The following is a 24,464-nucleotide window of genomic DNA, read 5'->3' as shown; positions in this document are numbered from 1 at the left end:
GCTTGCGCGCATCGGCGACGTAACTGACTCGCGTACCCGGCGGTTCCGCGGACAAACGGTGAGACCCTACCGGCAGCCGCCGCGGAAGGCGGGCCGACGCGTCCTTCGTCCTGCGGTGTTCGCAATGCCCGACGGGCGTCGGGCGACGCCGTGTCGGCGTCGCCGCACTGCGCGGGCGAGCGTGTTCGCGGCCTGCTCCGCCGACTTGTCGACGTGGGTCGGTGCCGGCCCACGGACCCGGTGGCCTCATCGACTCGTCGACCGGGGAGACCCGCCGTAGGACGTGCCCGCGCAGGCACTGTCGGACGCGGCGACGGAGGGCCGGCCCGCGGTCCGTGGCCGGGCGTGCCTCATCGAGCGGCGGATCGAGCGGCGGGCAGGGCGGTCCAGCCGTGGCCGAGATGCCAGTGGCCGCCGGAGGCGATCCGGTCCAGCACGGCGCGTTGCAGGGTGCTGTCGCGGGGGAGGCGGGTCGGTCGGGCGGTGTCGCGCCGCACGTGGAAGACGAACTCCAGCACGTCGTCGTCGCAGACCGGACGCGCGCCGAAGGGGCGGAAACGCTGTTGGAACCGGACGATGTTGGAGGTCGCGGGAAGGTCGTCGGCCAACTGCTCGTCGAGCAGCCACGAGTGGCAGGTGGCGAACGGGTACCGGGTGCCGGGGAAGTGGCGTGCGAAGAACGCCGGCGCCGCCGCGAACGACTCGTCGCACAGCGCGGGCGACATCGGACCGTCGCCCGGAATGTGGACGTTCAGCACGGGCTGGCCTGCTGCCGGTCCGCCGGTCGGCGGCAGACCCCCGCAGGCGGCGGCGTCCAGCACGGAGCGTTCGAACTGGAGCCGGCCGATCCGGTGCAGGGTCCCGCGGAAGTGGTGCACGATCCAGCTCTGCTTGTCGAAGCCGCCGACGCCGAACGCCCTGCGGTGGGCGACCGACTTCGCGCCGAGGTCGGCGAGGGTCGCGTGCACCACGTCGTCGGGGACGCCGTGTCGGGCCTGTCGTGCCAGGGCCGCGGGCAGCGCCATCAGATAGAGGTGGACGTAGAAGTAGCGTCCCTGAGCGCCGAGTTCGGCGGGGGCGCTCGGCCAGTCGACCGGCTCGTCGGAGAAGAGTGCCCGGTGGCAGTGGAGCAGCGCACGCCACAGTTCGGGCGTGTGCACGGGGTCCGGCAGCGTGGCGGTGACGTCGGCGAGGTCGGCCTCGGGGATCGCCAGCAGTCGCAGCCGGGCGCGCAGCTCGGACGGGTCCGGCGGCTCGGGGTCCGGCACCTCGGCCCGCCCCGTCTGCCCGTTGAGCACGGCGAGCCACCGCCCGACGTCCTCACCCGCGGTTCCGCCCGTCCCCGCCCCGGAGCGCCCTCCGGCGCCCGCGCCCGCGCCTGCACTCGCACTCGCGCCTGCACTCGCGCCGTGCTCTTCGTGCTGCTGGTGCGCCGCCGTCACCGCTGTGCCGCGCTGACGAGCTCGTGCCTGACCAGGTCGATACGGGCGAGGCTGTCGTCGAGCCCTCCGGGACGGGACCGCAGCAGCCAGCACGCCCGTTGCTCGGCGAGCAGCGGGTCGAGTTCCAGCAGCAGCCGTTCGGCCGCGGACGGGTCGATCCCGTCCGCCCGGGAGTTGCTGCGCGCCCGGGCGTGCAGCAGCCGCACGGCGAACTCGGAGAGCGCGATGGCGTGTTCGAGCTCGCGGCGCAGTACGTCCCGGTCGGCTGCGGCGGGGTCGGCGGCGGCCAGATCGTGTCGGCAGCTCTCCAGCACGGCGCCCGCTTCGGCCAGTGCCTGCAGCGTCGGGAGGGCGGGCAGCGGTCCCGTCTGCGGGAAGAGCGCCCGGGCGATCGGCGAGGCGTTGAGCAGCGGGACCCCGAAAACCTCCGCCACTCTGCCCAAGCGGTCGAGCACCGCTCCGGCGCGTCCGGTCGGGTCGAGGAGCACATGGTCGTTGAGGGCTCCGGCGATGTCGAGGTCACGGTTGGCCTCCAGGCACCAGCTCACCGCACCGCCGTACAGGGCCGGTCCGAAGGAAACCGAGGGCGGGTCCCACATCCCGTGGTCGCCCCAGGAGGTGAGCAGAAACCCTTCGGCCGCCTGTTCCAGGCCGACTTCGGCGGCGTCGATCATGTTCTCCACGGCGTTGTCGAGGCGGCCGATGATCGAGTTCCAGTTGCCGGTGCCCGGTGCCACCCAGAACGGGACGCCGGCCTCGCGCAGCAGCTTCGCCCGGCCGCGGAAGCCCGCGCTGAGCCGCTCGACGTCCGAGCCCACCCGCGTCCAGGAGCGCAGCTCCTCGGAGCCCTCGGCCAGCACCTCGGCCGCCGCACGGGGCGAGTCGTACTGCCACACCACGGGGATCGCGCCCGGCGGCACCCGGTCCATCAGCTCGGGGTGGTTGCCGAAGACGTCGGCCCAGAACTGGACGGTCCAACCGGCCTCCAGCCAGGGCCGCATCACCGAGGTCACGTAGTCGAGGTAGACGTTGCCGAGGCCGTCCGCGGCGGCCCGCTCCTTCGAGCGCCCGGTGCCGAGTTCGAAGGGTTCGTCGGCGCCGATGTTGACGCGTCGGGTGCGGAGGTTGCCCGCCAGTTCCCGCAGCAGTCCGTTGGCGAAGTCGGCGTTCTCCTCGGTGGGTTCGAGCGTGCTGGGCGGGCGGTGCTGCCCGCCGCGTTCGAAGCCGTCGGGGTTCTCGGCCCGGTGGGCGTGGTCCTGGTGGGCGAGGAAGCGCTCCATGTGGCCGAAGGTGTTCTGGTTGGCCACCAGATCGATGCCGAGCGCGGCGCAGCGGGCGTCGAGCCAGCGCAGGTCGTCGGCGGTGAGCGGGGAGGCGTCCTGCCAGACCTCCCGGTGGTCGCGGTAGGCGTAGGTGTGCTCGCAGTAGAGCTCGAGGTGGTTGAAGCGGGCCCGCGCGAGAATGCCGAGCCAGCGCTCCAGGGTGCGGCGGGTGGGCACCCGGTCGCGGCTGATGTCCAGATGGAAGCCGCGGACCGGGAAGTCGGGTGCGTCGACGATCTCGTAGCCGACCTCGGGATAGTCGGGTCCGGCCCGGAGCTGGTCGAGGGTGTCCAGCGCGTAGCGCAGCCCGGCCGCGTCCCGGTGGTGGACGCTCACGCCCTCGGGGCCGGTGCGCAGGCGGTAGCCCTGGGCGGGCGTCGTGTCGTCGACGGTCGCGGTCACGGGCGCGTCGTACGGGGCGCCGCCCGCGGTGGTGGTCATCGAACGGGGCTTGGGGAAGGGCGTCACAGGCACAGCGGGGGCTCCGGGCTCGAAGTCGCGGGATGGCCGGGGGAGTTGGTGTTCTCGCCGGCGAACGCGCCGGCGGGGCGCCGTTCCGGGAGCGGGGTCAGCCCGCTCCCGGAACGGGAGACCCCGGGTCAGCCGCAGCTGTTGTCGACCTCGCAGATCTCCGAGGGGTCGGTGGAGACCTTGATGTCGTCGTACCAGATGTAGCTGTCGTTCTTCGGGGCGAACTCGGTGGTGGCGCCGCCCGCGAAGCTGTTGAAGTACGCCTTGTCCACCTTGTCGTCGTTGGTGACGAACCGCAGCCCGTTCACCTCGCCCGCGGGCTTGCCGTTGTAGAACAGCTCGATCTCGCCGTCCTTGTTGGCCTCCCCGTTGGTGACGGTGTTGACCTTGACGCGCTGGACGACGTTGACCCACTCGCCCTTGGGCCACTCGACCGTCGAGCCGTCCTGGGTCAGCGTGATGTAGTCGCCGTAGGTGTCCTTTTTGTCCATGTGGTAGTAGTACAGCGCCGCTTCGCCGTTCTCGCGGTGCCAGATGAAGCGGGAGCTGAAGCCGTTGGTCCCGTCGCAGTCCATGCCTCCGGAGCACGCGCCGCCGCCGGCGAGGCCGACGCCGAGCTTGCCGGAGTAGAGCGTGGTGCCCCAGCTGAAGTCCTCGTCGAACTTGATCCACATGGACAGGTAGTACTCCTGCGCGTTCTCCAACTCGAAGGGGGCCTGCGCTCCGGAGTCCTCGGGCCCGATCTTTCCCTTCGGGTAGAGCACCCGAAGCGATTTGTCGCCGCTGTGCGCCGGTTCGGTGTCGTCGATGACGGTCCGGTTGTCCATGCCGAGGGACCAGGGGGCCTTCCAGCCGTCCTGGGCCCACTTGTCGAGGGTGTACGGGCCTCCGGCGGCCGGCGCCTCGAAGCCGTTGCTCTTGGCGGCGGCCGCTTTTCCGGAGTCGGTGGACGCTCCGGCCAGTTGCGGCACCAGCACGGCGGGGGCGAGCAGTCCGGCGGCGGCCACGCCGATGAGCAGTGCTTTCCTGGACTTCATGGTGTTCCTCGTTTCCCTGTCGGTGGGGCGGTGCGGGGATTGGGGCGGTGGATGCGGGGTCGGTCGGTGCGGGGTGGCCGAAACGGGCGGTGGGCGGGCGGAGTTGGAGACGCTGGGGTCAGGCGAGCCAGCGCGGGAGGGCGTCGGCGATGAACGCGTCCTCCTCCTCGAGCCACGGGCAGGAGGCGCGCACCCGGTCGATCTCCGCTGCCTGACCGGGCGAGAGCCCTTCCCCGGGGTCCAGGCACCAGGTGCCGGCGAGCAGGCCCTGCCCGCGCAGCACTTCGTGGACGCCGGCGATCACTCCGGCGAAGCCGCCGCGCACGTCGAAGACAGCCGCGTTGGCGGCGGTGTCACCGGCGAGCCTGGCCAGCACGCGCTGTCGGGCGGCGCCGTCCCCCTCGCGTGCGGCGTGCGCGTCCCGCAGCAGGCGGACCGCGGAACGGGTCCACACCGCCCAGTGGCCGAGCAGCCCGCCGACGAAGTGCCGCACGGTCGGCCCGCAGGGCCCCTGCACGTGGTACGGGGTGAGCAGGTCGGCGGCGATGTTGTCGTCGTTGCCCGTGTAGAGCGCCACCTCCTGCCCGCGGTCGGACTCGGCGACGCCCTGGACCAGTTCCAGGGTGCGGTAGCGGTCGAACGGCGCCGCCTTCACCGCCACCGTGGACGGCAGGTCCGCGAGGCCGCGCCAGTAGTCGCGCGGCAACAGTCGTCCGCCCACCGCCTCCTGGAGGTAGAAGCCGATCACCGGCAGCACCTCGCCGATCGCCGCCGAGCGTTCCAGCAGCCGGGCGGTGGACAGGTGCGGCAGCCCGCCCGGGGAGACCAGTACGGCGTCGTACCCCAGTTCGCGCGCGCACCGGGCCTCGGCGACGGCCTGCCGGACCGGCCCGGCGACGCCTGCGACCCGTACGAACGGCCTGCCCGCGGTGCCGTGTGCGATCTCCTCGGCGGCGAGTTCGAGCACTGCCCGGTAGAGACCGTGCTCGCGGATCGCGAACTGCGTGGTGTGGACGCCCACGGCGAGGCCGCCCGCGCCGCAGTCGAGGTAGTAGCGGGTCAGGGCCCGCTGGTGGCGCTCGTCCAGCCGGCGACCTGCGTCCAGCGCGAGCGGATGCGCGGGTATGACGGTGCCCCTGCGGAGCAGCTGCCCCGCGGGTCCGTCCAGCCCACCGGCCTGCTCTGCCCGACCGTCCGGCGATGCCCGCTCGACCGGCGACGCCCGCCCGACCGGTGCTGCCCGCTCGGGTCGGTCGACCGGTGCTGCCCGCTCGGCTCGGTCGGTCATCAGAACCGCCCGTCGCGGCGCTCGAAGAGGGTCGGCTTGTCCCACAACTTCCCGCCGCCGAGCAGCCATTCGGCCTGGCGGTCCAGAAGCTGCTCCAGGGTGAGGTCGGGGTAGCCGAAGAGCTTGTGGCAGCGGGCCGCGTTGCTCAGCAGCGCCGTCGACGGGGACTCGCCGGTGAACTCCGCCTCCAGACCGAGGCGTTGGGCCAGCCCCCGCGCGAGGACTCCCACGTTCGCGGTCTCCGGCCCGGTGAGGTTGAGGGTGAACGGGTCCTCGCCGGTGGCGTGGCCGGCCGAGCGCAGCACGACCTCGTTGGCGTAGCGCTGCCACACGACGTTCACCGCGCCGGGGGAGAGGTCGACGGGAGCGCCGGCGAGCAGCGTTCGGGCGAGGTCGGCGAGGACTCCGTACCGCGGCTCGCAGGCGTAGTTGAGGCGGATCAGCGCCACCGGGGTGCCCCGTTGCCGGGCGGCGTGGGTGAAGACCTGCTCACGGCCGTGGCAGGTGACGGCGTAGTCGCCTTCGGGGCGCGGGGGATCGGTCTCCAGGGAGCCGCCGCCGACCGGCGAGGTCATCCCGTAGACGTTTCCGGTGGAGAGCGCGACGATCCGGGCCGCCGGGTAGCGGCGGGCGACGTGGGCCGGCAGCACGGTGTTGGTCATCCACGCGAGCTCGGGGGCGTGCGCGGTGCCGAACTTGGCTCCGACGAGATGGATCACTCTCGCGGCGTCGGGCAGTGTGTCGACCGCGGCCGGGTCGGAGAGGTCGGCCCGAACGGTCTCGACGCCGTTCTCCTTCAGACGCTCCCGGCCGGCGGAGTCGGACCAGCGCGACACCGCGAGGACGCGTGAGGACTCGTGGCCCGCGGCGTCCAGCGCGCGGCGCGCCATGGTGGCGATCCCGGCTCCGGTCTTGCCGCCCGCGCCGAGTACGACCACGTCCCCGGACCATCCGGCCGCTTCCTCGACCAGGTCCGGTCCGGGCCGGCTGAGTTCTCGTTCGAGATCATGCTCGTTCATCGAATCCCCTGAACGCAGATTCATTCCCTGAAAAGGAATGAATTCTTCGAAAGTTGAAGACTGCGTCCACGAAAGCACCGCCAACTGGTTGACGCAATAGATTGTTTGCTGCAATCTCGTCGGCATGAAATCACTTGAGGGTGAGGATTCATTCCTCAAAGGTCCCAAGTATCGCCAGATCGCGGAAAGGCTGCGCCGGGACATATCCGCAGGTGCCTGGGCTCCCGGGGAGCAGCTTCCGGTCGAGCGGGAGCTCGCCGATTCGCTCTCGGTGAGCGTCAACACACTGCGCAGAGCGATGAGTCGACTCGTCGAGGAAGGCGTCGTCCAGCGTCGCCAGGGGGCCGGCACCTTTGTGTGCCCGGACGACGAACCGGCGGCGGCACAAACGCAGTCGGCTTCTGCCGAGCGCAGGCTCATCGGCGTTCTGGTGCCGTCGACGACCTACTACTATCCGCGCGTCGTCGACGGAATACAGCGCGTGCTGCGCGAGGCGCGGGCGAGCGTTCTGCTGGCCTCCTCCAAGTACGACCTCGCCATCGAGGACAGCGAGCTGCGGGCCATGTGCGAGACCGGTGTGCACGGGCTGCTCCTCGTGCCGAACCTCCACCTGATGGAGGACCCGCAGGGGTACGTCGACCGCCTGCGCGGGCTGCCGGTGCCGTACGTGCTCGCGGAGCGCAGGCCCACCGACCCGGTGCCCGACGACCCCACCACCTACGTCAAGACCGACCACGGCGGCGGCGTCTACCGGGCGATCCAGCATCTGCGCACGCTCGGCCACCGGCGCATCGGCCTCATGGGCCGGCTGCACACCGGTACGAGCGACATGGTCGCCGAGGGATTCACCGACGCGGTCCGGCTGTTGGACGTGGAGCCGCCCGCCGGCTCGGTCCTGCGGCGGCACGAGTGGACCCCCGCCGAGACCGCCGAGTATGTGCGCCACTGTGCGGGCGAGGGCGTCACCGCCGTCTTCTGCCACGGCGACCGGGACGCCGCGGCGCTCGTCGTGCACGCCCGGCAGAACGGCCTGGCGGTGCCCGAGGATCTCGCCGTCGTGGCGTACGACGACGAGGTGGCCGAGGTGGGCGACGTACCGCTGACCGCGGTCTCCCCGCCGAAGGAGGAGGTCGGAAGCCTGGCCGCACGGCTGCTGCTGGACCGCCTCGAACAGGGCGCGACGGCGCCGACCCACCGCGTCCAGCTCCAACCGCGTCTGGTCATCCGCGCCTCCTGCGGTGCCGAGCGGTCCGCGCCCGCCAACCGGCCGGTGGTGCCGGCATGAGCGGCGGGCGCCCCGAACTCCCGTTCCGTGTCGGTGTGATCGGTGCCGGGATCGTCGGCACCGAGCATGTCCGTGCCCTCGCCGAGAGCACGGACTGCGAGCCGGCGGCCGTGTGCGACATCGATCGTGCCGCGGCCGCGCGGCTCGCCGCGCCTTTCGGCGTCCCGGTCCACACCGACCACCGCGAGATGTTCGCCCGGTCCGGACTCGACGCCGTCGTCGTCACCTCGCCGCACGCGCTGCACGCGCCGATGGTGCTGGACGCGGCGGAGGCTGGGCTGCACGTACTGGTCGAGAAGCCGATGGCGACCACGGCCGAGGACTGCACCCGCATGATCGAAGCCTGCCGGCGAGCCGGAACGCTGCTGGCGGTCGCGCACGTCATCCACTTCGATCCGATGGTCCGCGAGGCCCGGCGGCTGATCGACTCGGGCGAGTACGGTGCGCCGCTGCTCGTCACCCATCAGCGCTCCTCGCACTACGACCCCGGGTCCCGGCCCGCCTGGTTCTTCGACCGCGCGCTGGCGGGCGGCGGAATCGTGCTCAACGTCGGTACCCACGGCCTGGACCGCATCCAGCTCTTCGGCGGCGCACCCGTACGGCGCGTCAGCGCGATCGTGCGCGGACGCCCGGGCATGGAGGTGGAGACGGACGCGCTGGCCCTTCTCGAACTCGCCAACGGTGTGGGCGCCAACCTCACGCTGACCAGCCGCGGTGCGCCCTACCTCGACGAGACCGAGGTGGTGATGGAGACGGCGACCCTGCGGCTCTCGCGCACCAACGGGCTGGCCCTGCTGCGCGACGGGAAGACCGTCGATGTCTGCTCTCCCGACCTGAGCCAGACGCTTTCGGCGTTCCGCGCCCAGCTCGAGGGGTTCGCCGCGGCGGCCCGCGGCCGGCCGGGGCAGTACTGCGACGGTCCCTACGGGCGCTCGGTCGTCTCGGCCGCGCTGGCCGTCTACGACTCGGCACGCCTGGGCGGACCGGTCGAGATGTCCGACGAGCAGGTGGTCCTCCCGTGAGCCCGGTCGACCGGCGCGCCTTCAGCACACTCGGCTGCCCCGGTGCCGACATCGAGGAGGTGATCCGGCTCGCGGCGACCGGCGGCCGCTGCGAGGGCGTCGAACTGCGCTGCGCCCCGGGCCAGTTGGTCGAACCCGGGACCAGTGCCGAGGAAGCGAGGGTGCTGGCCCGGCGGCTCGCCGTGGCCGGAGTGGAGGTCGTCTGTCTGGCCTCCTACGTCCAGGTGGCCTCGACGGCGCCCGGCGTCGTCGACGACCTCCGCAACCATCTGCGGCTCGCCGCCCGGCTCGGCGCCGCCCGGCTCCGGGTCTTCGGGGGCGGCGCCGAGCAACCGAAGGGCGGGCGGGAGCGGGCGGTGCGGAACCTCGCCTCGGCCGCCCCCGTGGCGGAGGCCGCAGGCGTCACCATCGTCCTGGAGACACACGACGAGTTCCTGTCGGGACAGGCCGTGGCCGACATCCTCGCCGCGGTCGGCTCGCGGGCCGTCGGCGCGGTCTGGGACGCCGTCAACCCCTGGCGCGCCGGGGAGCCGGTCGGCCGCACCGCGCAGCTGCTCGCCCCCTGGCTGCGGCACGTACAACTCAAGGACGTCGCCTCCGCCACCGAGCTGAGCCCCGTACTGCCCGGCCACGGCGTGCTCCCGCTGCACGAGGTGCTCCGCGAGCTCGCCGGGATCGGCTACCGGGGCTGGATCAGCCTTGAGTGGGAGCGGGCCTGGTTCCCGCACGCCGCTCCTCTTCCGCAGGCGCTCGCCGCCTTCCACCGCGTACTCGACGCATCGCCACATTCCACCGGCCCGGCATCCGACCGGCGCTGAAGTCCTGGAGCTGCCCGATGAGTTCACCACCCCTGCCTCCTGCCACGCCCGTACCCCTGTCCCTGTCCATGGCCCGTATCCCGCACCCGGGCCCGCGCCGTGGCTAGGCACCGCCCCAGCAGACGCAGCGTCCTGACCGCCGGCGCCTGGACGGCGCTCGCGGGTGTCACGGCGGGCGCGACGACCGGCTGTTCCGCCTCGGGGACGCAGAGCGGACCCAACGGGCCACTGACCTTCTGGTCCTCGCTGCGCGGTACGGACACGCTGGTGGCCGCGTGGAACTCCCGGAATCCGCGCGACCCGGTCAAGTTCGACATGATGACGTCCGGCCTGGCCGGCGGGAACGCCAAGCTCGCCAACGCCGCCCGCGCCGGCAACGCGCCCGACATCGTCTCGGTCGTCGACGCCGATCTGCCCGGCTTCGCCATCGACGGCGTCTGCGGCGACATCACCGACCTCGTCACCGAGCGGCTGCGGAAACGGATCGGTGCGAGGGCGTGGACCAACGCCGAGCTGGGCGGGCGCGTCTACGGCGTACCCCTGGACCTCGGTCCGATGCTCTTCGCCTACCGCGCCGATCTGCTGCGCCGCCACCGTGTCGAAGTGCCTACGACCTGGGCCGAGTTCCACGAGGCCGCCCGCAGACTCAAGCGCGTCGCGGGCATCGACCTGCTGACCTTCCACCCCAACGCGTACAACGTCCTCGCCGGTCACGCGATGCAGGCCGGCGGACGGTGGTTCACCGCCGAGGACGACAGCTGGACGGTGAACTTCCTCGACGGACCGACCCGCAAAGTGGCCGAGTACTGGCAGCAACTGCTCGACGAGGAGCTGCTGTTGACGGCTCCCGGCAGCAGCCAGCAGTGGTTCTCGGCGCTCGCCTCCGGCCGGGTCGCCGGACATGTGGTCGGCCCCTGGGGCCTCGCGGCCCTGGCCGCCTCCGTGCCCGGCGGGGCCGGCAAGTGGCGGGTCGCCCCGCTGCCGCAGTGGGACCCGAAGAACCCGGTGCTCGGCACCGACGGAGTCTCGCTGCACACCATCTCGCCCGCCAGCAACAAGAAGGAACGGGCCATGCGGTTCCTGGAGTGGCTCTCCACTGCCCCGGAGGCGATCACCGCCCGTCTCTCCGGGGGACGTTCGAGCCTCTTCCCCGCCGCCGAGAACCTGGTGAAGCCGGCCTCCGAGCAGTTCTCCACCGACTACTACGGCGGCCAGGACCTCTACCGGCTCGTCGCCGAGCAGTCGCGACTGCTGCGGATCGGCTGGACCTGGGGCCCGCGGATGCAGGCCACCGCGACCTCACTGCACCACGCGCTCGCCCGCCTGCCGTACGGCAGCACGATCACCGAAGCGCTCAGGACCACCGAAGCCGAAACGCTGCCGGACATGCGCAGCCTGGGGCTGTCTGTGAGGCAACCATGAACAACTCCGGCGCACGTGCCACCGCCACCACCGACAGCACCCCCGCCAGGCCCGCTACCCGCACGGGACGCAACCGACGGCCCCAACAGCTGGCCGTCGCGGTACTGCTCGGCCCGTTCGCCGTCCTCCTGGTCGGCGTCTTCCTCGTGCCCACGCTGTACGCCGTCTATCTGAGCTTCTTCTCCACCACCCACTCGGGCCTGGGACTGGGCAACGCCGAGACGACGTTCGCCGGGATGCGCAACTACGCCGCGGTGCTCTCCGACCCCAGCTTCGTACGCGGTGTGGGCATCACGCTGCTCTACGCGGTGGTGTTCATACCCACGGTCGTCCTCGGTGCGCTCGTGCTCGCCCTGCTTCTGGACTCCGGACTGGTGCGGGCCCGAAAACTCAGCCAGACCGTGCTGTTCGTACCGCACGCGGTGCCCGGCATCATCGCCACCGTCATCTGGCTCTACCTCTACACACCGGGCATCTCGCCGGTGCTCAAGGTGCTGGCGGACCGCGACATCGAGGTGAACTTCCTCGCGCTGGAGATGATCGTCCCCTCCCTGGTCAACATCGCGCTGTGGAGCGGACTGGGCTACACCGCGGTCATCTTCTTCGCGGCCCTGCGCGCGATCCCCCGGGACGTCGTCGAGGCCGCCTCGATCGACGGCGCCGGACCGGTGCGCACGGCGATGACCATCAAGGTCCCGATGATCCGTGCCACCGTCGTCACCGTCGGCATCTTCACCACGATCGCCGCCCTGCAGCTGTTCACCGAACCGATGCTGCTGAGCAGGGCCTCGCCGCTCATCGGCCCGCGGTTCACCCCGAACATGTACATCTTCGACGCGGCCTTCACCCGCAACAACTACGGCCTCGCCGCCGCCGCCTCCGTACTGCTGCTGTTGGTCTGCTGCGTCCTGTCCTACGCGGTGACCCGCGGTTCGGCACCCAGATCCCGAAAGGCGAAGCCGTGAGCACCACCCAGAACCCCGGTCGCCCGCCCGCCGCGGCCCCCGACCGACGTCGGGCCCGGGCCCGATCCGCCCGGCGGCCCCTGTGGGCCGGCCGCGCCGTGGCCAACGTCATCGTCGGCATCAGCGTGCTCTACGCGCTGCTGCCCCTGCTCTGGCTGCTGTTCGCCGCCAGCGTGGACTCCGAAGCGCTCTTCTCCTCGGACTTCTTCGACCCGTCCGGCTTCTCGCTCCTCGGCAACATCGAGGCGCTCCTCGACCAGGGCGACGGCATCTACCTCACCTGGTACCGCAACAGCCTCCTCTACGCCGTGGTGGGCGCCGCCGTCGGCGCCCTTCTGAGCACGGCGGCCGGCTATGTCTTCGCCAAGTACGAGTTCGCCGGCAAGGCGCAGTTGTTCGCGCTCGTGCTGGTCTCGGTGATGGTGCCCGCCACCGTGCTGGCGCTGCCGATGTATCTGCTCGCCTCGGAGATCGGCATGGCCAACACCGTGTGGTCGGTGCTGATCCCGGTTCTCTTCAACCCGTTCGGGGTCTATCTGGGAAGGATCTTCGCCACCTCCTACGTCCCCGACGAGGTGCTGGAGGCGGCCCGCGTCGACGGGGCGAGCGAGCTGCGCGCCTTCTTCGGCGTGGGGCTGAAGATGCTGGCGCCGGGTTACGTCACCGTCTTCCTCTTCCAACTCACCATGATCTGGAACAACTTCTTCCTCCCGCTGGTGATGCTCTCCGACGAGGACCTCTTCCCGCTCAGCCTCGGGCTCTACAGCTGGAACGCGGCCGCACCCATCGACCCGGACTTCTACCCGCTGGTCGTGATCGGCTCGCTGCTGGCGCTGCTCCCGCTGGTCGTCGCCTTCCTGATGCTCCAGCGCTTCTGGCGCTCGGGGCTGACCGCAGGCAGCGTCAAATAGCGGACCGGGCGCGCGACCCCGCGCCCGACCCCGACCCCGACCCTGCCCCGCGCCCGACTCCGGCCCGCCCCGGCACGGCCGCCGTGCGGCGGTTCAGGAAGAGGTGGGCCGACCGGGAGAGCGGAGCACGAGAAGGGTGATCTCGCTGGGGGCCAGCACACGGAACGGCGGTCCCCAGAAGCCGGTGCCGCGGCTGGTGTAGAGCTGGGTCCGATCGCCGTGGCGGCTGAGCCCGGCGACGGCCGGCTGGTCGAGACGGACCAGGTAGTGGAAGGGCCAGATCTGGCCGCCGTGGGTGTGGCCGGAGAGCTGGAGGTCGACGCCGTGGGCCGCGGCCCGGTCGACGAACGTCGGCTGATGGGCGAGGAGCAGCACGGGAAGGTCCGGGTCGGCGCCCTCCAGAGCGCCGTCGAGGTGGGCGCGGTGGCCCGGCAGGCCGGAGGACTCGGCGGTGACGTCGTCGACACCGGCGACGACGAGGGTGTCGCCGCCGCGCTCCAGCAGCACATGGCGGTTGCGCAACGGCTTCCAGCCGAGCTCGTCCATCAGCTCCACCCAGCCCTGGGCCTCGCTGTAGTACTCGTGGTTGCCGGTGACGTAGACACGGCCGCGGGTCGCCTGCACGGTGCCGAGCGGAGCCGCCTGGGCCCGGCGGCGTTCGGCCGTGCCGTCCGCGATGTCGCCGGTGTGGCAGACGAGGTCGGCGTCCAGGGTGTTGACCGTCTCGCAGACCCGCGCCGACCAGCGTTCACGGTCGAGCGGACCGTAGTGGGTGTCGGTGATCAGAACGACCCTGGTGCCGTCCAACCCCGCGCCCAGACGGGGGAGTTCCACCTCCAGGCGGCGCACCCGCGGCACACGCCGTGCCTCGGCGTACCCCCACGCGAGCAGCACGGCGGTCGTGCCGAGCACGGCCCAGGTCACGATGCGCGCCCGGTCCTGCCCGTCGCCGACTCCGCCGGCGACCAGCGCGAGCCGCAACAGCGTCCCTAGCAGCACCGACCAGGTGAACAGCACCCAGACGGCGCCCAGCAGCGTGTCGCCCACGATCGCCGCACCGTCCTGTTGGCGCCGCCCGTGTCCGCGCACCATCGCCAGCGGCATACCGACCAGGCCCAGCACGAAGAGCGCGGTGCCGATCAGCGTGACGGACAGCGGCCAGCCCTGCCCCGTGTGCAGCAGCACCCAGTACGGCACGGCCCACAGCAGGATTGGGGCGACCAGCGGGACCCAGCGCATGAGCAGCTGCATTCGGCTGCGCGGTGCCTTCTGTCCCTGTCCGTCGGTGGATCTGGCGTCGCTGGTCTCGGTCACGCGTTCCCTCCTGAGGTGGTGCTCGACGAATCGTGGCGAGAGCCGGGACGCTGCCGCCGAGCGTCCCGTGCGCACCCGTCCCGAACCTGCTCGGACCCTCGGCCGACGGCTTCGGCACCGCTGCACTCCCCATTGTCCGTCCTCGCACCGACAACCGGCTCCGAGGGGGCGAGCGGCGAAGCCGGCCACCGACCCGCCGCGAGCCGACCGCTACCGCGCCCCGCTGCCCGGCGCCGGAAAACCGTGGTGCGCGCGGCCGCCGCGAACGGGTAACGTCCCGTCCATGTTCTCCCAGACACCTGTTGACGAGTGAGAGCGTGACGGGCAGCCGCTGACGTGCTTCGACGTCGCCGCCCGCCCGCCGGCGAAGAACCCGCAGAATCACTTCACATCACTCCGGGAGGACCCGTGAGCAAGAACATCAACAACCCCGTGGGCATGGGCGGCGGCCAGCGCAAGAGGCTCTCGCGCACCGAACGCCAGAACAACGGCCCGCACCGCAACCTCGACCGTCAGGGCGCCGCCGACCGCAAGGCCGAGCTGGTGCGCAAGATGCGGGAGAAGACCGGCGCGGCCGACAGCACCGAGTCGTCCGGCGAGGACGCGGCGCGCAGCTGACGCACCGCAGGAACGCAGTGGGCCGGGCCCGTACCGCATCCGAGCGGTACGGGCCCGGCTTCCGCGCGGCCGCAGTTGCGCCCGCGTCCGGCTCCGGCACGGGCCCCGGCGCCTGATCCGGTTCGGGCCCGGGTGCCGCATCTCGGTCGCCGGGGGCGAGGATGGGTCTGCCACGTCCTGCCGAGCGAGGAGCGGTCCGCGCAGATGCCCACTTCCGGTTCAGGTCCCAACGGTTCAGGCCCCAAGCCGCCGACGATCGCCGATGTCGCACGCGCCGCCGGGGTGTCGCGCACGACGGTCTCGCACGCACTGAACGGGCTCGGCAAGGTCGACCCGCGGACCAGGGCGCGGATCAAAGAGGTGGCCGCCGAGCTCGGCTACCGGCCCAATCTGCGTGCGCAGCGGCTGCGGCGCGGAGAGGCCAGGGCCATCGCGCTCGCCTCCTCGATGCCCTTCGCGGTCGCCGGCGGACCGTCGCGGCTCGGGTTCTACATGGAGGTGGCCGCCGCCGCTGCCGAGAGCGCCCTGCTGCACGACTACGCGCTGGTGCTGGTCCCGCCGGTGGAGTCCGGTTCCGCCCTGTACTCGGTGGACATCGACGGCGCGATCGTCGTCGAGCCGGACGTGGCCGACGTCGCGGTGGCGCAGCTGCGCGAGCGCGGACTGCCCTGCGTGGCGCTCGGCCGGCCGGTCGCCGCCGAGGAGGAGTGCCCCTACGTCGATCTGCGCGGTGAGGCGGTGACCGAGGCGCTGCTGGAGCATCTGCGGGAGCAGGGCGCGCGGCACCCGGCGCTGATCGTCGGCGCCAACTCCCGCCACTCCGCGGTGGATGCGCGCGCCGCGTACGAGCGGGCGGCCGGTGAGTACGGCTGGGAGCCGATCGTGGCCGCGGAACCGGAGGCCGGGGGCGAGCAGGCCGGCTACGACCGGTGCGCCGCGCTGCTCGCCGAGCATCCCGAGATCGACGCGGTCTGCGCGATGGTGGACGCCTTCGCGGTGGGCGCGGTACGGGCGATCCATGACAGCGGGCGCAGGATCCCGGCCGACGTCATGGTCGTCACCCGGTACGACGGGCTGCGCGCGCGCACCAGCCGGCCGCCGCTGACCGCCGTCGACCTGCAACTGGACCGGGCCGCCTTCGCCGCGGTGGAGCTGCTGCTGGGACGGCTGCGCGGGAACCCTGTTCCGGCGCCGGAACCGGCCGCCTCCAGCCGGCCGAGGGTGATCGCGCGCGAGTCCTCCTCGCGCACACCTGCCGGCGACCGCGCGCACTGACGCCCCCACCGCCCGCGCCCGCGCGCCCGGCCGTCCCGGCCGTGTCGCACGGGCGCGACCACCTGGCCACGCACTCTTTCGGAGGAGTCACATGCCCAGGATGAGGGCGGCCCCCGAGACCAGCGCGAAGACGAGCACGAACAGGCGCATCCGGCGCGCGTCCAGCCGGTGGTGCACCAGACGGCTCAGCCACGCCCCCAACGCGATCGCCGGGAGCACCGTCAGCACCGGGCCGAGGTCCTCGGCGCTTCCCACCCCGGTGCCGAACAGCAGCGCCAGCGAGGCGACTTCGCCCACCAGGAAGCAGGCCGCGACGGTGGCGCGCAGCTCCGACGGCGGCCGGTGCTGGTAGACGAGCGCGAGCGGCGGCCCGCCGACACCGGTGGCGGTCTCGGTCAGCCCCGTCACCACGCCCGCTCCCAGATAGGCCGCGCGGCCCGGGGTGAAGGCGGGGGCCGCCAGGCTCACCACCGCCGCCAACACGGTGGCCACCCCCACGAACAGGCCCAACCCCCGTTCGGGGATCAGCCACAGCAGGGCGAGCCCGCCGGGTGTGGCGGCCAGCCGCGCCGCGGAGATCCAGGACGCGCCGCGCAGATCCAGCGCGGAGCGTTCCCGCCAGGCGACGTAGGCGTTGAGCGGGATCATCGCGGCCAGGACGAACACCGGGAGGAGCTCCGGCGCGAGGATTCCCGTCACCGGCGCGACGATCAGCGCGAAGCCGAGGCCGCTGCTGCCCTGGACGAAGGCGGCGAGCGCGACGGTGCAGGCCAGCAGCGAAAGCGTCATCACCGTCACTGTGCTCCGCTCCGCTCCCGAGCCGCCGCGGAGGTGGGGTGCGCCTGGGTGATCCGGGCGCGGCGGACCGTCTCCCGGGAGTGTGCGACGGCCTGCCGCACCAGCGTGTCGGCGTCCCAACCGGTGGGCCTGCCGCGCCACATGCGCAGCAGACCGTCGACGTGGACCGAGGTGATCTGGTCGCGGTTGCCGCGTCGCAGCAGCTCCCACGGCACGTCCCAGGAGAGCGCGAGCTCGGGGGTGGAGATGTCGACCAGGAGGAAGTCGGCGGCCATCCCCGGCGCGACCGTTCCGGTGCGGGCGCCGAGGCCGAGCGCGTCGGCGCCTCCGCGTGCGGCGCGGTCCAGCCAGGTCCAGCCGGCGCCGCAGGAGGAGTCGCCGGTGGTCAGACCGTGGGTGAGCCGCTGGGCGAACTCCGCCGCCTCGACGAGCCGGAAGCCGTCCGCCCGGGTGCCGTCGGTGCCCAGCCCGAAGCGGATGCCGCGTTCGGCCATGGCGGTGGCGGGCGCGACGGCGTTCCCCTTCCACGCGCTGGCGACCGGGTTGTAGCTGACGGCCGCCCCGGTCTCCGCGAGCAGCGACAGCTCGCGCGGGGTGAGCAGGGTGGCGTGCGCGGCGAGCAGCTGCGGACCGAGCGCGCCCACGTGGTGCAGGTACTCCAGGGGCCGCAACCCGTGCTGGACGAGGGAGCGTTCGACCCCGGCCAGATGCTCGTTCACATGGATCTGGACGACCGCTCCGGCGTCGGCGGCCAGCGCGGCGGTGGCGCGCAGCACCTCGGCGGTGGCGGCCTCGGGCACGGGAACGGCCAACGAGGGGTGGACCAGCGGGTCCTGGGCGTACCGCGCCAGATGGGCCTCCGCGCGGGCCAGCGCCTCCGCGGAGTCCCCGCTCTCCGCGTCGCCGCAGACGAGCCCGAGCACGCAGCGTATGCCCGCCTCACGGGTGGCGGCTGCCAGAACGCCGTGGTCCACCGAGGCGCGGGTCCCGGCGTCGGCGACGGTGGTGAAGCCGCCGCGCAGCGCTTCCAGCGCCGCCAACTTGGCCGCCACGTACGCCGATTCCTCGTCCAGCGCGCCTTCCAGCGGCACCCACACCCGGCGGAAGATCTCCGAGGGCTCCCCGAAGGCGAGAGCCGCGCCGAAGCTCTGGGTGAGGTGGTGGTGCGCGTCGACGAAGCCGGGCATCAGCAGATGGCCGGGCAGATGTACGGGGGAGAGGTGCGGGTGGGCGGCGGTGAGCGCGTCGGCCGGGCCGACGTCGCCGAAGACGCCGTCGAGCACGAGGACCGCGTGCCCCTCGACCGGGCCCTCGGGGAGGAACACGGCGTCGGGGACCAGGAGACGGGGACCCGCGCCCTGGAGGAGTTCGGGGGAGAGAAGATTCATCGGTCGCTTTCGGTGCGGGAGGCGAAACGGGCCACCACGGCCGGCCGCACATGGTGGAAGAGGATGTTCAGGACCGCGGCGACGAACGCGCCGACGGCGACGCCGCTTTCGAGCAGGATCCGCACATTCGGCGGGAAGCCCTGGTAGACGCCGGGAATCAGGATCGGCAGCAGACCGAGCGCGAGCGCGACGGCGCAGATGAACGTGTTGGTGTGCTGACTCAGATCGCAACGTGCCAGCATCTGCACCCCGAGCACGGTGATCACCGCGAACACGACCATGGCGGTGCCGCCGACCACGGCCGAGGGGATCACGCTGATGGCCTCGGTCACCGGCGCCAGGAAACCGATCACGATCAGCACCACGCCGGCCGCCGCGGTGACGAAACGGCTGCGCACACCGGTCACCCGGACGATGCCGATGTTCTCGCCGCTGGTCACCATCAGCGGAAGCCCGAAGAAGCCGCCGAAGAGCGAGGTGACCGCGTCGCCGCGAACCGTCTTGGGCACGTCGGCGCGCTGGTCGATCTCCTTGCCCACGGCCTCGGCGTTGATGACGGTCTGACCGGTGGCCTCCGCCATCGAGGCCAGGCTGTAGAGCATCAGCGGCAGAGCGGCGATGAGATTGAACTCCGGCGAACCGAACGGCATCGGCTGCGGAGCGCTGAACAGCGGGCCTGAGCCGGCCCCGCCGAAATCGGCCTGGCCGATCACTACGGCCAGCACCGTACCCGCCAACAGCCCGAGCATCACGGCGAGTTGGCGCACGATGCCACTGGACAGGAGGTAGAGGGCGACGGTGAAACCGATCGTCGCCGCGCCGAGCGCGAGGTTGGTGGTGTCGGCGAACCCGGGCTCGCCCGGCCGCCCGGTGACCAGTACGGCGCCCACCTTCACCAGGTTGACGCCGACGATCACGATCATCGTGCCGATGACCAGCGCGGGGAAGAAGCGCAGCAGCCGGGAGAAGACCGGCAGCACGACGAAGTAGAAGACAGCGGTGATGATGACCGCGCCGGTGGCGGTGCGCACCCCGTGCTGCTCGGCGATGGCGAGGAAGAGGATGAGCGGGGCGCCGCCCGGCAGCATCACGAAGGGCAGCCGCGGCCCGAACTTCCACGGGCCGAGCGACTGGATCAGCGAGCCGACGCCGGACAGTACGAAGGCGGCGGACAGCAGGTCGACGGTGAGGCCGGGGTCCAGCTTCAGGGTCGCGCTCATCAGGAAGATGGCCGAGATGGGGGTCGCGGCCATGACGAGCACGTGCTGGATGCCGAAGAGGATGATCCGCCCCAGCGGGCGGGACTCGTCGACCGGATGGACCGGCTCGGGTGCCGGTGGTTGCTCAGCGTGACGAAGGTGTTGGCGGGGATCGGGCATGGCGAGCTCCGTTCGGTTCGGTGCGCTCGAGATTCCGGCCGATCCAGCCCCGAACGGGGAGCCAAATCGATTTGGCCGCCCCTATAGAAACGCCCGCAGGACCCGTCAACACTTCACGCAGTCACGGAGCGTCAGGTCGTGGCGACCCAAGCGGCGCGGCGGATCCCGGGCCCCGGGTCGGCACCGGTCGTACGGCCTGTCCGGCGCCGAACTGCGTGTCCGGCCCCGAGACGATGGACGGGTCACTCGCCGAGGAGCGTCTGTGCGCACCCGGACGCAAGGACGACCGGAGAGGCGGACGCGGCGGCGCCGGGGAGCCCGTCCGACCGGGGGCGTGCCCCTGTATTCCCGGCAGGGCGGTGCACAGGGGCACGCAGAGCGGTGGACGTGCCGGGCGAGTGCACCGAGGCACGGGTTGGTCCGCGGTGCGTCGCGATACGGACCGGCCGCGAGCTGTGGAGGCAGTCGCCTTGCCCGTACCCGGTCAACAGGTGCCATCTGCCGCCGAGTTGGGACGGCTGAGTTGCGTTGCCCGTCCTGCCGGAGTCAGGCGGGGGTGGTGGTGCGGGGGCGGGTGAGGCGCCAGTAGGCGCGGGCGTCGATACGGTCGGCGGGTACGCCGGCGTGCTGGGCGAGCTGCTTGGCCTCCCGTACGAAGCCGGCCTCACCCGCTGCGTAGACGTAACTCTCCGGCGCCGGCGGGCGGGTGGCCAGGGCCGCGAGGGCGGCCTGCCCGGGTGCGTCGGCCGGATCGGCGCGCGGCAGCCAGTGCACGTCCAGGTCCGCCGCCGAGTGCAGTTCGCGGCGGTCGTCCGGGTGCGGCACCTCCAGCAGCAGCGTGGCGCGTACGCCCGCGGGCAGCGAGCGGGCGATGCCCTCGACGCCGGGCAGCCCGGTCTCCTCGGCGACGATCGTCATCGGCACCGGCGTGGTCGGCGGGGTGAACAGGAGGCCCTGGTCCAGGAGTCCGGCCTCGTCACCCGGCAGGAGCCCCAGCGCCCAGTTGGCCGCCGCGCCCTCGACCTCGCCGTCCGGGCCGGTGTGGACGACGAAGTCGACGTCGAACTCCCAGCGGTCGGTGAGCCGTCCGGTCAGCCGCCGGGCGTCGCGGACCGTGTAGTTGCGCACGGTGCAGCGTCGGTCCTCGGGCATCGCCAGCAGTCGGCTGTGCCACCCCTCTGCGCCGCCGTCGGGCAGCAGCAGCGGGCCGTTCTTCGCGTGGTCGAAGAAGAGTCGGAACCACTGGTCGTGGCCGAGGCTGCGGAAGGAGGCGGTGAACGCCGGGTCGTCGGCGAGCAGGGTGACCCGGACGAAACCGGGGCTCACCCGGGCGGTGCGCACCACCCGCAGCCGGGTGACGACAGCGTCGCGCGGACGGATCGGCTGGGGGCGCTCACTTGCGCGGCTCATCGGGAACTCTCCTTCTGCGCAGGGCGGTTGGCGGCGTGCTCGTGCTCGTGCTCGTGTCGCTGTTCGACTCGGGGCTCGTGCCCGTGGTCGGGCCGGGACTCGTGCTCGTGCCGCCGTCCGTCCCAGGGCTCGTGCTCGTGTGCAGCTCGGGGCTCGTGCTCGTGGCGGCTCTCGGGGCGGTCGGCGGCGGGGAGCGGCGCGGGGTCCGCCTCCGGTGCCTGCCCGGCCTGTGCGGACTCGTGTACGTGGTGGCGGCCGATCGGCAGCATCAGCGGCCGGCCCGAGACGGGGTCGGGGATGACGCGGCTGTCCAGTCCGAAGACCGCGCGGACGTTCTCCTCGGTCAGCACCTGCTCCGGTTCGCCGGCGATGTGGAGTCGGCCGTCGGCGAGGGCGACGAGGTGGTCGGCGTAGCGGGCGGCGAGGTTGAGGTCGTGCAGCACCATCACGATGGTGGTGCCGCTGTTTCGGTTGAGGTCGGTGAGCAGGTCGAGCACCTCGACCTGGTGGCTGACGTCCAGGAACGTCGTCGGCTCGTCGAGCAGCAGCAGGTCGGTCTGCTGGGCGAGGGCCATCGCGATCCACACCCGTTGGCGCTGGCCGCCGGAGAGTTCGTCCACCGGCCGGTCGGCGAGCGCGGTCGTACGGGTGGCGTGCAGGGCGTCGACGACGGCGGTGTCGTCTTCCAGGCTCCAGCGGGAGAAGGCGCCCAGATGCGGGTGGCGTCCGCGGCCGACGAGATCGGCGACGGTGATGCCCTCGGGCGCGATCGGGGACTGCGGCAGCAGGCCGAGGGTGCGGGCCAACTCCTTGGCGGGCAGCCGGTGGACGGCACGTCCGTCCAGCACCACCCGGCCCCCGCGGGGCGCGAGCAGCCTGGACATCGAGCGCAGCAGGGTCGACTTCCCGCAGGCGTTGGCGCCCACGATCGCGGTGATCCGCCCCGGCGGGACGGTGAGGGTGAGGTCCTCGATGACGGTGCGGTCGCCGTAGCCAAGGCGCAGGTCCTCGGCGGCGAGGGTGTGGGTGGTGGTCACAGCGAGCCTCCGGCCCGATGGGTGCGGACGATCAGGTAGACGAGGTAGGGGGCGCCGAGCACGCCGGTGACGACACCGACCGGGAAGCGGGTGTCGAAGGCGTACTGGCCGCACAGGTCGGCCACCAGCACCAGCAGGGCCCCGACCAGCGCGGAGGGCACCAGCAGCGAGCCGTTCGGGCCGGTGATGCGGGCGGCGATCGGGCCGGAGAGGAAGGCGACGAAGGCGATCGGGCCGGTGGCGGCGGTGGCGAAGGCGATCAGCCCGACCGCGGCGACGATGAGCAGCAGCCGGGTGCGTTCGAGCCGTACGCCGAGCGCGGCGGCGGTGTCGTCGCCCAGTTGCAGCGCGGACAGGTCCCGGCTGCGCCACAGCAGCACCGGCGCCAGCACCAGTACGGCGATCAGTGTGGGCGTGACCTGCGACCAGCCGGCGCCGTTGAGGCTGCCGGTCAGCCAGCGCATCGCCTCCTGGAGGTCCCATTCGGCGGCCCGGGAGAGGGCGTAGGAGGTGATGCTGTCGAGCATCGCGGCGATGCCGATGCCGATCAGTACGAGCCGGGTGCCGGCGACGCCGCCCTTGAACGCCAGTCCGTAGACCAGCAGTGCGACGGCGAGTCCGGCGGCGATGGCGAAGATCGAGACCTGGGTCGGGCCGAGCGAGAGTGTGGTGATCGCGAGCGCCGCGGCGGCGCTCGCCCCGGAGCTGATGCCGATGATGTCGGGGCTGGCGAGCGGATTGCGGAGCATTGTCTGGAAGGTGACGCCGGCCAGTCCGAAGGCGAAACCGGTGAGCACCGCCAGCACGGCGCGCGGCAGCCGCAGCTGTCCCACGGTGAAGGAGGCGCCGGGCACCTGTTCGCCGAGGATCACCCGCAGCACCTCGCCGGGCGGGTAGTACGTGCGGCCGACCATCAGGCTCGTCGCGAAGACGGCCGCGACCAGGACGAGCAGCACCAGAACCACCCGGCGCCGGCGCGAGGCCCGGCGGATCCGGCCCGCGGCGACCGCGGCCAACTCCGGGCGGCGGGTGAGCAGTTCGGCGGTCACAGGGCACGCACCTTCTGGCGGCGGACGATGTACAGGAAGAACGGGCCGCCGATCAGCGCGGTCACGATGCCCACCTCGATCTCCGAGGGCCGCGCCACGAGCCGTCCGACCACGTCGGCGGCGGTCAGCAGGGACGCGCCGAGCAGCGCGGCGAACGGCAGCAGCCAGCGGTGGTCCACTCCGACCAGCAGCCGGCACACATGGGGAACGACCAGTCCGACGAAGGCGATCGGCCCGGCGACCGCGGTGGCCGCGCCGCACAGCACGACCGCGCCGAGCGCGGCGACCGCCCGCACCAGCGCGACGCGTTCGCCGAGACCCGCGGCCAACTCGTCGCCGAGCGCCAGTGAGTTGAGGGAACGGGCGGAGAGCAGGCAGAGGGCGAAACCCGCCAGCAGGAACGGCAGCATCTGGCCGATCCGCTCGAAGGAGGCGCCGCCGACGCCACCGATCTGCCACAGCCGGAAGCCGCCGGCGATGTCGTTGTGCGGCAGCACCACGGCGGTGACCAGCGAGGCGAACGCCGCCGAGGTGGCGGCGCCGGCGAGCGCCAGTTTCAGGGGTGAGGCGCCTCCGCGCCCCAGCGAGCCGACGGTGTAGACGAACGTCGCGGCGAGTCCGGCGCCGAGCATCGCGACCCAGATGTAGCCCGTGGGCGAGGAGAGCCCGAAGAAGGCGATCGCCACGACGACCGCGAGCGAGGCGCCCATGTTGACGCCGAGGATGCCCGGGTCGGCGAGCGGGTTGCGGGTCACCCCCTGCATCACGGCACCGGCCAGGGCGAGCGCGGCACCGATCAGCACGGCGAGCACCGTGCGCGGCAGCCGCTTGGCCACCGCAGCCTGCTCCATCGAGCTGTCCGCGCCCTGGAGCGCGGCCCACACGTCGGACCAGGCGACCTCCCGCGAACCCAGCGCGACGGACGCCACCATCAGCCCCGCCAGCACCAGCAGCGCGGCGACCAGCCACAGCAGCCGCACCCGGGCCGGACGCCGGACCACCTCGGTGTCCGGCGGCCCGGCCCGGCCGGACGCACCGCGCACGCCCGCGGCCCCGGGCGCAGTACCGGCCCCGCCGGCCCCCTCCGGAGCAGAGCTGCCGGAGGGGGGATCGGCGGGGGAAGAGCTTTCCGGGGAGCCGCCCGGGGAGGAGCGTTCCGGGGAGGAGCCGCCCGAAGCGGGGCCGGCCGAGGGG

At 72.5% G+C, this 24,464-nt stretch carries 20 protein-coding genes and 1 pseudogene; 8 read left to right on the top strand and 13 right to left on the bottom strand.

From position 1 onward, the window contains the following. Positions 1–350: 350 nt before the first annotated feature. The 5 genes from MTQ01_RS19060 to MTQ01_RS19040 all read right to left on the bottom strand — a co-directional run bounded on the left by MTQ01_RS19060 (position 351) and on the right by MTQ01_RS19040 (position 6,579). Positions 351–1,298 (bottom strand): acyltransferase domain-containing protein, encoded by a 948-nt coding sequence (locus MTQ01_RS19060; RefSeq protein WP_247491871.1) that lies wholly within the window; start codon positions 1,296–1,298, stop codon positions 351–353. Between the two features lie 140 nt (positions 1,299–1,438). Then, a complete protein-coding gene (locus MTQ01_RS19055; RefSeq protein WP_247491870.1) occupies positions 1,439–3,205 on the bottom strand; it encodes a family 20 glycosylhydrolase in 1,767 nt (588 codons plus the stop codon). Positions 3,206–3,363: 158 nt separating this feature from the next. Then, positions 3,364–4,272 carry a polysaccharide lyase gene (locus tag MTQ01_RS19050; RefSeq protein WP_247491869.1) on the bottom strand — a complete coding sequence of 303 codons (909 nt, stop codon included), beginning with the start codon at positions 4,270–4,272 and terminating at the stop codon, positions 3,364–3,366. 118 nt (positions 4,273–4,390) lie between these two features. Further along, entirely contained in the window at positions 4,391–5,560 is a 1,170-nt protein-coding gene (locus tag MTQ01_RS19045) for a dihydrodipicolinate synthase family protein (RefSeq protein WP_247491868.1), read from the bottom strand. Beyond that, a complete protein-coding gene (locus MTQ01_RS19040) occupies positions 5,560–6,579 on the bottom strand; it encodes an NAD(P)-dependent oxidoreductase (protein WP_247491867.1) in 1,020 nt (339 codons plus the stop codon). The genes MTQ01_RS19045 and MTQ01_RS19040 overlap by 1 nt, the downstream gene beginning before the upstream one ends. A gap of 124 nt (positions 6,580–6,703) precedes the next feature. Between MTQ01_RS19040 and MTQ01_RS19035 the strand changes: the two genes are divergently transcribed. From MTQ01_RS19035 to MTQ01_RS19010, 6 genes are all read left to right on the top strand, one after another. Beyond that, positions 6,704–7,864 carry a substrate-binding domain-containing protein gene (locus MTQ01_RS19035; protein WP_247491866.1) on the top strand — a complete coding sequence of 387 codons (1,161 nt, stop codon included), beginning with the start codon at positions 6,704–6,706 and terminating at the stop codon, positions 7,862–7,864. Further along, positions 7,861–8,886: a Gfo/Idh/MocA family protein gene (locus MTQ01_RS19030; RefSeq protein ID WP_247491865.1), complete on the top strand. Its 1,026-nt coding sequence runs from the start codon at positions 7,861–7,863 to the stop codon at positions 8,884–8,886. The genes MTQ01_RS19035 and MTQ01_RS19030 overlap by 4 nt, the downstream gene beginning before the upstream one ends. Beyond that, positions 8,883–9,704 (top strand): sugar phosphate isomerase/epimerase family protein, encoded by an 822-nt coding sequence (locus MTQ01_RS19025; protein ID WP_247491864.1) that lies wholly within the window; start codon positions 8,883–8,885, stop codon positions 9,702–9,704. The genes MTQ01_RS19030 and MTQ01_RS19025 overlap by 4 nt, the downstream gene beginning before the upstream one ends. 99 nt (positions 9,705–9,803) lie before the next feature. After that, positions 9,804–11,126, top strand: coding sequence for an ABC transporter substrate-binding protein (locus MTQ01_RS19020; RefSeq protein ID WP_247491863.1), 1,323 nt, complete (start codon positions 9,804–9,806; stop codon positions 11,124–11,126). Continuing rightward, a complete protein-coding gene (locus tag MTQ01_RS19015; RefSeq protein ID WP_247491862.1) occupies positions 11,123–12,091 on the top strand; it encodes a carbohydrate ABC transporter permease in 969 nt (322 codons plus the stop codon). Before MTQ01_RS19020 ends, MTQ01_RS19015 begins: the two co-directional genes overlap by 4 nt. After that, positions 12,088–13,002, top strand: a complete 915-nt coding sequence (locus tag MTQ01_RS19010) for a carbohydrate ABC transporter permease (protein WP_374207792.1) — start codon at positions 12,088–12,090, stop codon at positions 13,000–13,002. The genes MTQ01_RS19015 and MTQ01_RS19010 overlap by 4 nt, the downstream gene beginning before the upstream one ends. A gap of 93 nt (positions 13,003–13,095) precedes the next feature. Here the strand turns inward: MTQ01_RS19010 and MTQ01_RS19005 are convergent, their stop codons facing one another. Continuing rightward, positions 13,096–14,316: a metallophosphoesterase gene (locus tag MTQ01_RS19005; RefSeq protein ID WP_247491861.1), complete on the bottom strand. Its 1,221-nt coding sequence runs from the start codon at positions 14,314–14,316 to the stop codon at positions 13,096–13,098. Between the two features lie 408 nt (positions 14,317–14,724). On the opposite strand from MTQ01_RS19005, the gene MTQ01_RS19000 reads away from it, so the two are divergent. Together MTQ01_RS19000 and MTQ01_RS18995 are read left to right on the top strand one after the other, a co-directional pair. Beyond that, positions 14,725–14,934 carry a DUF6243 family protein gene (locus MTQ01_RS19000; RefSeq protein WP_308294416.1) on the top strand — a complete coding sequence of 70 codons (210 nt, stop codon included), beginning with the start codon at positions 14,725–14,727 and terminating at the stop codon, positions 14,932–14,934. A 204-nt stretch (positions 14,935–15,138) separates the two neighbouring features. Beyond that, positions 15,139–16,209, top strand: coding sequence for a LacI family DNA-binding transcriptional regulator (locus MTQ01_RS18995; protein ID WP_247491860.1), 1,071 nt, complete (start codon positions 15,139–15,141; stop codon positions 16,207–16,209). 87 nt (positions 16,210–16,296) lie between these two features. Here MTQ01_RS18995 and MTQ01_RS18990 read toward each other — a convergent pair whose 3' ends face one another. From MTQ01_RS18990 to MTQ01_RS18960, 7 genes and pseudogenes are all read right to left on the bottom strand, one after another. Next, the gene (locus MTQ01_RS18990; protein WP_282613862.1) at positions 16,297–16,998 is read right to left on the bottom strand and encodes a sulfite exporter TauE/SafE family protein; all 702 of its coding nucleotides are present in this window, start codon (positions 16,996–16,998) and stop codon (positions 16,297–16,299) included. 5 nt (positions 16,999–17,003) lie between these two features. Continuing rightward, on the bottom strand, positions 17,004–18,395 hold the full coding sequence (locus MTQ01_RS18985; RefSeq protein WP_247491858.1) for an amidohydrolase family protein: 1,392 nt from the start codon (positions 18,393–18,395) through the stop codon (positions 17,004–17,006). Continuing rightward, on the bottom strand, positions 18,392–19,774 hold the full coding sequence (locus MTQ01_RS18980) for a uracil-xanthine permease family protein (protein WP_247491857.1): 1,383 nt from the start codon (positions 19,772–19,774) through the stop codon (positions 18,392–18,394). Before MTQ01_RS18980 ends, MTQ01_RS18985 begins: the two co-directional genes overlap by 4 nt. A gap of 546 nt (positions 19,775–20,320) precedes the next feature. After that, positions 20,321–21,184 (bottom strand): siderophore-interacting protein, encoded by an 864-nt coding sequence (locus MTQ01_RS18975; protein WP_247491856.1) that lies wholly within the window; start codon positions 21,182–21,184, stop codon positions 20,321–20,323. A gap of 200 nt (positions 21,185–21,384) precedes the next feature. Continuing rightward, positions 21,385–22,221 (bottom strand): annotated as a pseudogene (locus tag MTQ01_RS18970) (ABC transporter ATP-binding protein); the annotation flags it as partial. Continuing rightward, positions 22,218–23,270 carry an iron ABC transporter permease gene (locus MTQ01_RS18965; protein ID WP_247491855.1) on the bottom strand — a complete coding sequence of 351 codons (1,053 nt, stop codon included), beginning with the start codon at positions 23,268–23,270 and terminating at the stop codon, positions 22,218–22,220. The pseudogene MTQ01_RS18970 and the gene MTQ01_RS18965, both read right to left, overlap by 4 nt. Then, complete coding sequence (locus MTQ01_RS18960) at positions 23,267–24,313, bottom strand: iron ABC transporter permease (protein ID WP_247491854.1); 1,047 nt, start codon at positions 24,311–24,313, stop codon at positions 23,267–23,269. The genes MTQ01_RS18965 and MTQ01_RS18960 overlap by 4 nt, the downstream gene beginning before the upstream one ends. Between the last annotated feature and the right edge of the window lie 151 nt (positions 24,314–24,464).

It is taken from the genome of Streptomyces sp. XM4193 (assembly GCF_023072595.1).
In the GTDB taxonomy this organism is placed as follows: Bacteria; Actinomycetota; Actinomycetes; order Streptomycetales; family Streptomycetaceae; genus Streptomyces.
This window is presented reverse-complemented; position numbering and strand designations above follow the sequence as displayed.